Below are 12,521 nucleotides of genomic sequence, written 5' to 3'. Positions count from 1 at the left end.
GTGTGTCTCCTAAACCCAGTACGCCACGCGGGCACGGTAGTTGCGCATCACGACGAGGGCGGCGGCGCACCCGAGCGCAGTGCACCCGAGCACGATGCCCCAGTGATAGAACTCGACGTGTTGGCCGAGCAGTGGTCCGCGGGAGATCTCCAAGTAGTGGAACATCGGGTTGAGCTCGACGAGCTTCATCCGGCTCGATCCTTCGCTGCCCACTGCGTCGAGGGTCTGCGCCGACCAGATGATCGGGGTCATGAAGAAGACGAGACGCACGGCGGTCGTCAGAAGCTGACCGATGTCGCGGAATCGGGTCGACAGGATGCCGAAGACGATCGTGGCCCACGTCGCATTCACGGCGAAGAGAGCTATCGCTGGGATCACGAGCAACGCCGACCAATCGATGGGTTGCGGAAACACCGCGAACACGATCGCGTAGATCACGATGTTGTGCGCGAAGATGATGAGGCTCCGCCATACCACCCGGTACACGTGGACGCTGATCGGCGCAGGCAGCTGTTTGATCAGACCTTCATTGGTGGAGAAGACGACCGACCCGTCGAGAACCGACGTCTCGATGAAGCCCCAGAAGATGAAGCCGAGCAGCACGTACGGCAGGAACACCTTGATGTCCTGGTGGAACAGTTCGCCGTACAGGATGCCCATGGCGACGGCGGTGACGCCGGTCGCGATGGTGATCCACAACGGTCCGAGGACCGAACGCTTGTAGCGCTGTTTGATGTCGGTCCAGCCCAGGTGCAGCCAGAGTTCGGAGGTTCGGAAACCCTCGACGAGATCCTGGATGCCTCGTCCGAACGTTCGCGAATCCGAGGTGGGCGGGGGCGGCGGGACAGTTCGACCGGCTGCTCCGCCGTCGTTGGCTACGGCTGACACAACGTCACAGCATACCGGCGGGTCACAGATACTGACCGGTGCTGTGGGTGTCGGACATGTCACCGGGGCCGGGGGGAAGTACTCCCTGCCGCATCTGCTCGAGTTGGCTGCGTGCCGCCATCTGCTGTGCGAACAGCGCGGTTTGGATGCCGTGGAACACGCCTTCGAGCCATCCGACGAGCTGGGCTTGCGCGATGCGCAACTCGGCGTCGGTCGGTGTCTGATCGTCGGAGAAGGGGAGCGCGAGCCGGTCGAGCTCTTCCCGCAGTTCAGGGGCGAGACCGTCCTGGAGTTCGGCGATCGACGTGCGGTGGATGTCGGCGAGGCGGGTGCGGCTCGCGTCGTCGAGGGGAGCGGCGCGAACCTCTTCCAGGAGTTGTTTGATCATGGTTCCGATCCGCATCACCTTGGCGGGCTGTTCCACCATGCCCGCGACGGGGTTCGATGCCGCGTCACCGTTCTCGGCGCCTGCGGCCGCGAATTCGATGACCGGTTCGTCTGGTGTCGCCGACGGATCGGACGACAGCGGGTTTCCGGGGCCTGAAGTGCCGAACATCTCGGGAAGCATGGTTCCCATTGTGCCGCGTGCGTCGTCGTTCTGACGTGATCGGTGCGAGACAGGTGTCTATCGTTGGGGTCATGCCGTTCGACATCGCCTCCGTGAGAGGACTGTTCCCCTCCCTGGGCGACGGCTGGATCCACCTCGATTCCCAGCGCGGAATGCAGATCCCCGACGCCGTAGCCTCCGCAGTCTCACGCGGCGTCCGGTCGTACCCGGTGCTCGGCGGCGGGCTGTCCCGCCAGTCGTTGGACGCGGCTGCGACGACAATGCAGGCGCGTCAGGCGATCGCCGACCTGCTCGGCGCGGACCCGGCGTGCGTCGTCTTCGGTCCGTCGCGGGGCGCGCTGGTGTCGGCGCTGGTCGAGTCCCTCCCGGTGACGTCGTGGATCGGCGACGGCGTCGTGCTGTCGGTCCTCGACGACGAGGAGAACATCGTGCCGTGGCTGCGCGGGGCGGCCAGGCACGGCGCAGCGGTCCGGTGGGCGCAGATCGACATCGAGGACGGCTCGCTGCCGCCGTGGCAGTTCACCGATCTGGTCTCCGATCGGACGAGCGTGGTGTCGGTGGCGTTGGCGTCGTCGACGACGGGTGCGATCACCGACATCGGGCAGATCGCCGGACATGCCCGCGCTGCGGGCGCGCTCACGGTGGTAGACGCGACGAGTGCGGCGCCGTTTGTCCCGCTGTCGATGAATGAGATGGGCGCGGACGTCGTGCTGGTGAGCGCGGAGCGGTGGGGCGGTCCGCGGATGTCGGCGATGGTGTTCGCTGATCAGTCGCGGATGGCGTCGTTGACGAATGTGTCGATGGACCCGCACGCGACCGGCCCCGCTCGGCTCGAACCATCGCCCACGCCCACCGCGTGGCTCGCCGGACTGGTCGCCTCGGTGGAGGTCCTCGCCGGTCTCGATTCGTCGGCGACCGGGAATCGGCGTCGTCGGCTGACGACGTCGATGGACGGCGCCTACGAGTATCTGCAGCGCCTCACCTTCTATCTGGTGAACGCTCTCGACAATCTCGGACACGTCCAGGTGATCGGCGCCGACACGCATCGAGTTCCGCTCGTGAGCTTCCTGGTCGACGGGGTGAGCGCGGAGAAGGTCGGTGTTCGGTTGAACGACAACGGGATCAGCGCGCTGCACGCTGTACCGAACCGTGCTCTGGACGCGATCGGCGTCGCTGACGCAGGCGGCGCGGTGACGGTCGGCCTCGGCGTCTACTCCACGCCGTACGAGATGGATCAGTTGGCGCGGGTGCTCGGTTCGTTCGGCTGAGCGAGACTCGTCGAGGGCGGCCTCGATTGGGAGCGACCGGAACCCCGACCGTATGGTTGCGTTCGAAAGTATGTAGTTCAGGGGGCTGAAGGGGCAGCGGTGTTGCAACAACATGACGGTGACGGGGGACTCGCACCGATTCTCGACAGCGCCGAGCGCGATCTGTGGCAGCAGTTCGTCACGGGCGGTTGGATGCTGTATAGGTCGCTGTTCAAGCAGATCGATTCGTCGTCGGCTTTGACGAGCGCCGATTGGCGCGTCCTCGAAGTATTGGCCACTGCGGAGGGGCTGCGGATCAGCGACCTCGCGGAGGCAACCCAGATTCCACTGAGCACGGTGTCCCGACAGGTGGCCCGCTTCATCGAGAACGGGTATGCGTCTCGTCTCGAGAACGTTGACTACGATGCCCGCCAGAAGTGGGTGATGATCACCGATTCCGGTCGTGACATGGTGCAGCCGATCCTCGACGAACGCGACCGCGCCGTCCGACGACTCGTCATCGACTCACTGACCCCCGAAGAGTTCGACACACTGTGCCGCACCTTCGGAAAGATCGGCGAGCGAATCGTCCGCGAAGGCCTGTAACGCGACACTGCTCGACGGCCGAGAACCTATGGACGAACACCGCTTTCGGTCGAGCGAATCGAGGACCTCACTCCATCGTCAGCAGCACTTTTCCGACGGCTTCGCCGGAGTTCAGTCGTTCGTGTGCGGCGTCGGCATCGTCGAAGCGGAACGTGGAGTCGATGATCGGTGCGATGTCGCCGCTTTCGACGAGCGGCCAGGTCCGGGCGACTGTCTCGGCGACGATCATGGCCTTGGAACCGGGCCCGGTGACGGGTCGTGCGCGCAGCGTGGTTCCAATGACGGCGGCGCGCTTGGCCATGAGGGCGCCGATGTTGAGTTCGCCTTTGACGCCGCCCTGCATTCCGATGATGACGAGTCGACCGCCGGTGGCGAGTGCTTTCACGTTCTTACCGAGGTACTTGGCTCCGATGATGTCGAGGATGACGTCGGCTCCGCCCTGTTCGGCGAGGACGTCGTCGAACTCTTGGGTCGTGTAGTCGATGAGGACGTCGGCGCCGAGTTCGCGGCAGCGTTCGAGTTTGGTCTGGTTACGTGCGGTCACGGCGACTCGTGCGCCGAGCGCATGCGCGAGTTGGATTGCGTGGGTGCCGATCCCGCTGCTGCCGCCGTGTACCAGGAGTAGTTCGCCAGGTGTGAGGTGTCCAGTCATCACGACGTTCGACATCACGGTGCACGCGACTTCGGGGAGTGCCGCCGCCGAGACGAGGTCGATGCCCCGCGGCGCGGGCATCACTTGTGCTGCCGGAACGGCGACCTTCTCCGCGTAGCCGCCACCCGCGAGTAACGCGCACACGTCGTCGCCGACCGCCCAGCCGGAGACGCCGTCGCCGATCGCCGAGATCGTGCCGGACGCTTCGAGCCCGAACACGTTCGACGCCCCCGGCGGCGGCGGGTACTTCCCTGCACGCTGCATGATGTCGGCGCGGTTGACGCCCGCCGCCGCGACATCGACGATCACCTCGCCGGGTGCCGGCTCTGGATCGGGCAGGTCGACGATGTCCAGGCTCTGCGATTCGGGGATGGCGCGCATGACTCCAGTCTTCCACCGATCCGGCCGGTGGGCACGCCCGCAGAGCTCATGCGATAGCCTCTTCGGCGGAAGACTTGCTCCGCGTCGCTACGCGACTGCCGCAGATTGCGCGCGGGCCGTCTTTCGAAGGAAGCGTGGCAGAGCGGCCGAATGCACTCGCCTTGAAAGCGAGCGTGGGTAAAACCACCGGGGGTTCAAATCCCTCCGCTTCCGCAGAGAAGGGCCAGGCTCTTACGCGTCTGCCCGCCACGAATGACGAAACTGATGCGCGGGACGCTCTCGCCGCCGCTCTCTCCCGTGCGATGCGTGCCGCCATCGAAGTCGGCTCACCGAGATTCACGTGGGTAATCTGTGTCAGCGCTATTCGCTGCCTGGTTACGGGTTGCTGTTACCGGTTGTAGCGTCCGTCTCATCTGTTGTGGCGATTCGGGAGGAATCGTCCAGGTTGCCCGGGGGATTCACTACTCGTACGTACGAGTACTAGATGCCCCTCGGGTCGGGGGCTGTGGCTTTCCCTCCAGCCGTAATCGCCGTGTGAATGTGGGGGAATCGTGAAGAAGTTCATCGGCGTCATGTGCGCTGTTCTGGTCGCGTTGATCAGCGTCGCCGCGTTCGGCGCCCTTGGTGATGCGTCGGCTGGTCCGACGCGGTCGTTTGCGGAGAAGTCTCGACGCCCCGGAACGGCGAAGCCGGTCCGTCCACAACAGGTGTGCAGACAGACGAAGGCCCCACACGCGGTCCAAAGATGGACGCGCGGTGGGGCCTTCGCGGAGCGAGTCGAACAGTTAGTGCAAGAGTCAGTTGCCGTCCGCCACGGACGCCGCGTTGAGTGGGGTTTGCCGGATTTGGATGGCGGACAGTGTGCACAGGTCGGATTCCTACGCGGACTCTCCCTGAAATAGCCCCCCTCCCTGAAATAGCCCCCCTCCCTGAAATAGCTTTTCCTAGCCGCGGATTACGATCGCTTCGACGTCGACTCCGAAAATTTGAGCGAGCCCAGCCTTCGCCTCTTGAATGGTGAGCGCTTGGGGCGTCGTCGGCGCAGGTATCGGGGCAGCGAGACAGCAGAAAACCCCAAACACGCGGTGCAGGGTTCGTGTGGGGTTTTCGGTACCGCGCGGCGCGGCGGTGAGCCTAGAACTGAGCCGTCGAACTTACCTCACAGAACAACTGATCGATTTCTATTAAACTCGATTCTTGACAAGACGCCCTTCTGACGGTGCAAGGCCGAGTGTGCCTCGTGTTCGGACGATTAGGAACGCCGCGGCGGCCGTCGAAGCGGCTAGCTGCACGAGGATGGTCATGGATTCGGCATCCTGGTTCGGGAAGGATTCGGGCCACAAGACACTGAAAGTGTTGTTGATCCCGGCATGCAGGAGCATCACCATCGGGATGCTTTGACCGGTCTTGTTGAAGACCCATGTCATGACCAAGCTCAGGGGGACGCACGAGAGTACGAACAGCGCCGGCTCCCACCAGCGGACGTGTTCACCTGCCCAGTCAGTGAGAAACAATGGTGCGTGCCATGCGCCCCATAACAGACCGAGAATAAGAGTCCCGTGGATCGCGCCCCATCGTTGTTGAAGCCGGGGTAACGCGAAATCACGCCATCCGGGCTCTTCTGCCAGGGACGTGGTGACAATCTGCACGATCAGCATCGGGACGTAGGCGATCAGTGCCGCGAACGGAATCCATTTCGCGTGCCCCCACGTATTCGGAAACAGCAGCGTGGTGGCCAACAGCGAGATTGGCACCACCAGCAGCACGCCGAAGTACCACCTCCACCCCACACGCAGTCGAGTGAATCGGCGCGCCCATGCTGTTAGTCCCGCACGGCCATCGACCACGGCGGTGACGATGAATGCCGCAGTGACCGGACCGAGGTACGCACCAGGCAGTATCCCGAGAAGCTGTCTCGTTCCCGGCTCGCCCGGTACGGCGTAGTGCGCGATTCCAAGTCCATTGTCAGAGAGCAGATACGGAGTCCAGGCCAGCCAACTCAGCGCGAAAGCTGTGACGAAGAAGGCGGCGAGAGGATGCTGTTGAAAAGTGTCGTGGATGGTGCCACGTAGATCATATGGTGCGTCGCTAGGGCGTGATCGTGATGGACGACTGTTGGGATTTGTTTGCATGGAAGGCAGGCCTTTCGGAATCCGCGGAATAGGTCACTCCAGCTGGCCAGCTTTGCGGTAGAGGTATCAGTATCCTGTGCTGGCCTTGTCTGATCACATCGAGATTGTTCGAGAGTTATGCTGAGCGCCCCAACTTGCATGAGGCACCGGCCAGAAGACTCCGTCGGTGGCGTACCGGGCCGACGGGGAGAGCCCGGGTTGGGTGGCCGATCACGTAGGGCCCAGCCAAAACCAGCAATGGTGCGTCCGGTCTGCACGGATTACCCGGTCGCCCGCGGGGCGAAGCTGCAGCGTCTTTGGTTTAGAGCTGTCCGCCTTCGGCCAGCCGTTGGCCTTGGTGGGACTGCCGTAGGCGGCGAACGTCGTCCAGTATTTGATTATGCGATCGGACAGGGCGCGCTGGTTGCGCGTCTGGTGAGGGCGGGGCTCGAGATCGAACAGGTAGGGCACTTCAGAACCGTGCGGCGCCCCGGTGGGGAACCCGGAGGGAAACGCCGGGTCGGCTGGTGGGTGTGGGTCGGCGAACTCGTAGCTGTAGACCGATGCATGGTTGCTGAGTTGTCGGGTTGCCCGCAGTGTGGGGCAGACCCAGCTGCTGTCGGTCCCGATCGCTGCCCATGCCCGCTCGGTCGAGTAGCGTCCGGTCGGCCGCGGGTACAGGCGCTGAAGCTGCGCTTCGCGGTTCGGGAAGACTTTGGTGAGCAGAGATCGGTACGTCCCCGCGCCAGAAGTCGGGACGATGTCGAAGAACCGGGCGAAAAGCCGATGCTCGTCACGGGTGTTGCCCTGCAGAACGGGCACCTGATGCAATTTTCCTTCTCGAAGTAGCTGTCGCGGATCGTGGGGAAGTAGCGGCGTGCCGTAGGCCATGGCCAGAAAATGTCCGTTGATGGAGAGCAGCTTGCTGGCGGGAACCCGGCGCAGGCAGGCCAGAGGTTGTGCGGTGTCGCATCCGAGTGCCGAGGCGGCGGTGCGACCGGACTTAGCAATCTGCTGTCGGCTGGTCCAATAGCTCAAAGGCTCGGCATCTGGATACATCACCCCCTCGCGCCACTCCTGTAAACAGGAGCCACTTTGGATGATTGCGCGGGAGTACAGCCCTTGAGAGGCCGGAGATGCCATGTGCGCGCACACGTTGGCGCCCCCAGAGGAGTTTCCGAAGATTGTCACGCGGTCCGGGTCGCCGCCGAATGCTGCCGAGTTGGTCTTGACCCAACTCAACGAGGCTTGCTGATCCGCAAGTCCGTACGTGCCCGAGTCTTGGAGGCCGCGGCCTCCGAAGTAGCCCAGCACACCCAACCGAGAGTTCACCGTTACCACTACGACACGACCCTGATTGACTAGCCGTCGCGGGTCGTAGTCACTACCGGCGCCCGAGCTGAAGGCACCGCCGTGGAACCAGACCATCACCGGTACAGGGACCGGCACTGACCGGGGAGCGGTGACATCGAGGTACAGACAGTCCTCGGACGAACGCGGATCACGCTCGTTGTCGTCGTCGGGCTGAATGCAGCGTCGCCCGGCCTTGGTCGCGTCGCGAACCTTATCCCACTTCTCGGGAGGACTGGGACGTTCCCAGCGACGATCGCCGACTGGCGGCGCGGCGTACGGGACACCCCGGAACTGACGAGTGCTGCCGTTGAGGGACCCACGTAGCGCTCCGTCGCCGGTGCTGATCACCGCGGGATCGGTGTCATGACCGGCCCGAATAGAGACGAGCACGATAGAACCAACTGTCAGAGCGACGGCACAGACCACGGCCACCAGGGCACTGGGTCGTCGTCGACGAGGCTCATGTCGGTGGGGGTGCGTAGTCATCGAGCTTGACATCGTCAGATCGCCATATTCTTTCAGGAAACAGTGGATTGCTTTACCAGCGGAGAACGCCTGTGACTGGTCCCGCGAGATCGCTACAGCGCTGATGATTCGCGGTCGTCTGCTCCGGCACGACGAACTCGGGCAAGGCGCCACTGGTACGCAACGCACGAGTAGACAATTGGCCGAAAGACGGGGACTCCAACTAACCAGGTCGACCGGCTCCCTGGCCGGCATCGGTACGAACGCTCGGGTTGGTGGGCACGAGAACCCTGTCAAGTGCAAGGCACGCAACAATCAAACACACCACGGCATCGACTCCATGCGCCATGAAGGCACCGAACGCTGATGGACCGCCCCACGCATTGACGCTAAACGAGGACGCCATCCCCGCCGTAGCTTGAAATCCCATTCTGAATACGAGAAGCGCCATAAACGCCTGGAGGATGACTGCGCCAACGGATCGCAATAGCCCGGAAAACGAGTTACGCGATGACCGAAAGGTCCGCCCGAATCGCTCACCAACGGATGCATCGATCGGCCACCAAAACCAGCGCATCGACCTAGTTGAAATCATCGCTCCAATGATGAAACCCAGCACCAGCAAGCCGATCACAACATGTGGTAATACGGCGTTGTCCTCCGGCCGGTGCTCGACGACTTTCGTTGCGGACGACACAGCACTCAGTGCACCAAGCGCAAGTCCAATTCCGGAGGCGACGCCCAGCAAGATAGTCAAGGTGGTCGATAGACGTGAACACAATTTGAGTTTCACCGGTCCGCCTTGCTTGCCGCCGGTCCTGGACGCCCTACATTCGAAGCTAATTGTGCTGTTGCGCACACGAAGGCAAGTGATCGTCGACGTGGGTGCTGTCGTGTCGATGCAATCATGTCGTCGCATTCTGTCGAGGGCGAGTAGGAATGACGGGACCCCGGCGCACTAGGTCGTCGTGAGACTCAGGACGCTCTCACCGGCGATTAGGCGCGCATACACGCGCCCACAGGCACGCCGGCACGATGGCAGAGGTACGTGGAGATGTCGCGCCCACGTCACGAACGTGCAGGCACGTCCCGCGCGGCGTTAGCTGCTCATCGTTTCGCTAACCAGGTGAGGAGGAGGTCTTCCCAATGCGGATTTTTAGTCTTCTCCAAGAACGGCCGATGGTCGAACAAGAAGTAGATAGATCGCTCGTCGTCCAAGTCGACGATCACCGGTGCGCCCCACTTGCTTGAAGCACCACCGACGAAAGCACCATACTGGGAATCGAACTGACGGGTAACGCGAAGGACTGCTTCCGGTAAGATCTGCAGCGGACCCTGACTGTTCCATTCGCTCAACGTCAAATAATGGGGAGTCAACGTGGCTCGCCCTCGATGGGGGAACAGGGTCCTCTGGTTCAGCAGGGCTGAGAATCGCCGACCACGTCCAGCCCCTTGGAGTTCGCTGCGGAAGGCCGCAAGATAACTTGCTGTGTCAATAGTTTCTGAGGTCATGGTCATCACGATAGGCAGGGGCGTGCTCGGAGGCATCACTCGGACGTCTATCGGGCGCTAACGAAAGTCCTACCCTGAGTTGGACCCTTCTAGTACTTAAGTCTGAGCGCATCGACGCACGCAGCAGCGAAATGACAGGGGGCTGCTGCCACGATCGGCCAATCAGTGTGTCGATGAACAACTCGTGCTTGCGTCGAACGGGGTGAAGCGCCCCGGCTTCAGGTCCGAGTCTCACGAATGAGAATCGGAGTATGCCCAAGAAGTTCAGTCCAGAGTTCCGTGATCGTGATCGTCCGGTCCGCAAGGATCACTCGAGGAGGAGAATCGTCGGCTGCGGCGGGTGGGTAGCCGAGGCCCGCCGTGCGAACGAGATTCTGACGAAGGCATCGGCGTTTCTCGCCGCGGAGCTCGACCGCCCCACGACGAAACGATCCGGTTCGTCGACGTGCACCGTGATCAGTTCGGAGTGGAGACCATCTGCAGCGTGCTCAGAGCGACAGACTGGGGGTTCCTCACATGCCGCGGCTACCGGGCCGCAAAGCAGCGATGTCCCCACTTTTTCAATCAATGATTGAAACGGTGGCGTACTCTTCGATTCATGGCTAGAACAAGTTCCTATTCGCACCTCCTCGGCCGGGGTCAGATCGGCCCGATGTCATTGCGCAACCGGGTCGTCCTGCCTGCGATGGACATGAACGTCTGCGTTGACGGCGTCATCGAGCAGGAGGACATCGACCACTACGCCGCACGCGCGGCCGGCGGTACCGGCCTGATCATCACCGGGGCGGCAGCGGTCGCGTACCCGATCGGCGCCACCAGTACGAAGGAGCCGGGACTCTCCGAGGACCGGTTCGTCCCCGGCCTCAGGGCACTGGCCGACGCCGTTCACGAGGCGGGCGGCAAGCTCTGCGTACAGAGCACGCACCACGGCAAGGTCGCCCGCATCGACACCCTCAACGACCGCCCGCTGCTGGTGCCGTCGAAGCCGAATTACACCTACGACATGTCTGCGCTCGTCGACAGCACCCCCGAAGAACTCGGGAAGATGGCCGCCGTCACCGGCGGCAAGGCAGGGTCCACCCACACCGCCACCGCCGACGACATCGCCTGGCTGATCCAGACCTGGACCGAGGCCGCCGTCCGTTGCCGACAGTCGGGCGTCGACGCCATCGAGATCCACTGCGCCCACGGTTATGTCCTCGGCGCATTCCTCAACCGGATCGACAACCTGCGCGACGACGAGTACGGCGGCAGCCTGACCGGTCGTGCCCGGCTGGCCTGCGAGGTCATCGCCTCGGTCAAGGCCGCGGTCGGTGACACGATGGCCGTGCTGGTGCGCGTCGCAGGGGCCGAGTTCGGTCAGGAAGGTGCGCTCACGAACGACGAGGCGTGCGCCGCGTCGGTCCTGTTCGAAGAAGCAGGCGCCGACGCCATTCACGTGACCGGCTGGGGGCGCAACCCGTTCTCCAACTTCACTGACGGCCCGCTGCCGAACAAGGTCGGCGCCTACCTCGATCTGGCGGCCGAGATCAAGAAGCATGTACAGATCCCGGTCATCGCCGTCGGGCGCATGCTCCCCGACGTCGCCGAGGAGGCGATCGCGGCAGGCCGCATCGACTTCGCTGCGATGGGTCGCCAGCTGTTGGCCGATCCGGAGCTGGTCAACAAGCTCGCCGCCGATACTCCCGAGCAGGTCCGCCCGTGCATCAACTGCTATGTGTGCGTGCAGGAGAACTTTTGGGACGACACCCCGCTGTGCGCGGTCAATCCGGCACTGGGCGACGAGAGGCTCCTTCCGCTGCACCCGGCGCGTCGCGGTAAACGGGTCGTCGTCGTGGGCGCCGGGCCGTCGGGCCTGGAAACCGCACGCCTGCTCACCCTGCGCGGCCACCACGTCACGGTCGTCGACAAATCCGATCGCCTAGGCGGGACCCTGTGGTTCTCGACGCTGACCACCCCGGACAACGAACGACTGCTCGACTGGCTGACCGCCGAGATGAAGCGGCTGAACATCGAGATCCGACTCAAGACCACCGCGACCCCGGAGCTGATTCGCGGCCTCGCCCCCGACCACGTCGTCGTCGCCACCGGCGCCGTGCGCCCCCGTCCCGACATCCCCGGTGGTGATCTACCGCATGTCCACACCGGTGAAACTCTGCGAAACCTGTTGTTGGGCAACGCCGCGGCTTCCGACGGTTCACTCGTCCTGCGCGCCATGGGCAAGCTCGGCAAGCTGTCGGGCGTCACCAAGAGTCCTACGGCGATTCGCCGACTCACGCGGTCGTTCCTGCCGATGGGGCACGACGTCGTAGTGATCGGCGGATCGCTGGTCGGCCTAGAGCTCGCGGAGTGGCTGGCCGACCGCGGACGCAACGTAACCCTTCTCGAATCCGGTACGCCCCTCGGGCTGCCGATGGCCATGCCACGCCGCTGGACCGCGGTGCGCCGAGCCGCCGAACTCGGCGTGCACGTGCACCGCCAGGCGACGGTCACCCGCATCACGTCCGATGCCGTCGAATTCACCGTCAAGGATGAGGCACATACGGCGCCGGCCTCGACGGTGGTCTACGCCGCCGACACGGCGGCCGGGGCTCCGCTCGCACGCGAACTCGAGGCGACGGGGATCCCCGTCGAGGTGGTCGGCGACGCCGGGCAGGTCGACTACATCGAAGGTGCGATTCACTCGGCGTGGAAGTTCGCCACCGCGTACTGACCGGCCGGCTGGGGCGTCGGCCAGT

General features: G+C 63.7%; 10 protein-coding genes and 1 tRNA gene. 4 read left to right on the top strand and 7 right to left on the bottom strand.

The features are described from left to right. Positions 1-9: 9 nt before the first annotated feature. Both wzm and L5G33_RS10385 read right to left on the bottom strand, forming a co-directional pair. Complete coding sequence (wzm, locus tag L5G33_RS10390) at positions 10-888, bottom strand: galactan export ABC transporter permease subunit Wzm/RfbD (protein WP_236998096.1); 879 nt, start codon at positions 886-888, stop codon at positions 10-12. A gap of 22 nt (positions 889-910) precedes the next feature. Next, a complete protein-coding gene (locus L5G33_RS10385; RefSeq protein ID WP_236998095.1) occupies positions 911-1,456 on the bottom strand; it encodes a bacterial proteasome activator family protein in 546 nt (181 codons plus the stop codon). A 71-nt stretch (positions 1,457-1,527) separates the two neighbouring features. On the opposite strand from L5G33_RS10385, the gene L5G33_RS10380 reads away from it, so the two are divergent. Continuing rightward, complete coding sequence (locus L5G33_RS10380; protein ID WP_236998094.1) at positions 1,528-2,724, top strand: aminotransferase class V-fold PLP-dependent enzyme; 1,197 nt, start codon at positions 1,528-1,530, stop codon at positions 2,722-2,724. Between the two features lie 99 nt (positions 2,725-2,823). Further along, a complete protein-coding gene (locus tag L5G33_RS10375; RefSeq protein WP_236998093.1) occupies positions 2,824-3,309 on the top strand; it encodes a MarR family winged helix-turn-helix transcriptional regulator in 486 nt (161 codons plus the stop codon). Positions 3,310-3,376: 67 nt separating this feature from the next. Here the strand turns inward: L5G33_RS10375 and L5G33_RS10370 are convergent, their stop codons facing one another. Further along, positions 3,377-4,342, bottom strand: a complete 966-nt coding sequence (locus L5G33_RS10370) for an NAD(P)H-quinone oxidoreductase (RefSeq protein WP_236998092.1) — start codon at positions 4,340-4,342, stop codon at positions 3,377-3,379. A 128-nt stretch (positions 4,343-4,470) separates the two neighbouring features. Between L5G33_RS10370 and L5G33_RS10365 the strand changes: the two genes are divergently transcribed. Further along, a tRNA-Ser gene (locus L5G33_RS10365) sits at positions 4,471-4,555 on the top strand. A gap of 971 nt (positions 4,556-5,526) precedes the next feature. Here L5G33_RS10365 and L5G33_RS10360 read toward each other — a convergent pair. The 4 genes from L5G33_RS10360 to L5G33_RS10345 form a co-directional block, all read right to left on the bottom strand. After that, on the bottom strand, positions 5,527-6,108 hold the full coding sequence (locus tag L5G33_RS10360) for a CPBP family intramembrane glutamic endopeptidase (RefSeq protein WP_236998091.1): 582 nt from the start codon (positions 6,106-6,108) through the stop codon (positions 5,527-5,529). A gap of 576 nt (positions 6,109-6,684) precedes the next feature. Next, positions 6,685-8,196 (bottom strand): carboxylesterase/lipase family protein, encoded by a 1,512-nt coding sequence (locus L5G33_RS10355; protein WP_236998090.1) that lies wholly within the window; start codon positions 8,194-8,196, stop codon positions 6,685-6,687. 298 nt (positions 8,197-8,494) lie between these two features. Then, positions 8,495-9,064: a hypothetical protein gene (locus tag L5G33_RS10350; protein WP_236998089.1), complete on the bottom strand. Its 570-nt coding sequence runs from the start codon at positions 9,062-9,064 to the stop codon at positions 8,495-8,497. A 314-nt stretch (positions 9,065-9,378) separates the two neighbouring features. Next, positions 9,379-9,783 carry a hypothetical protein gene (locus tag L5G33_RS10345; RefSeq protein ID WP_236998088.1) on the bottom strand — a complete coding sequence of 135 codons (405 nt, stop codon included), beginning with the start codon at positions 9,781-9,783 and terminating at the stop codon, positions 9,379-9,381. 598 nt (positions 9,784-10,381) lie between these two features. Between L5G33_RS10345 and L5G33_RS10335 the strand changes: the two genes are divergently transcribed. Continuing rightward, positions 10,382-12,496: an FAD-dependent oxidoreductase gene (locus tag L5G33_RS10335; protein ID WP_236998087.1), complete on the top strand. Its 2,115-nt coding sequence runs from the start codon at positions 10,382-10,384 to the stop codon at positions 12,494-12,496. The last annotated feature ends 25 nt before the right edge of the window (positions 12,497-12,521 follow it).

The sequence above is a fragment of the Gordonia liuliyuniae genome (assembly GCF_021738805.1).
GTDB lineage: Bacteria > Actinomycetota > Actinomycetes > Mycobacteriales > Mycobacteriaceae > Gordonia > Gordonia liuliyuniae.
This window is presented reverse-complemented; position numbering and strand designations above follow the sequence as displayed.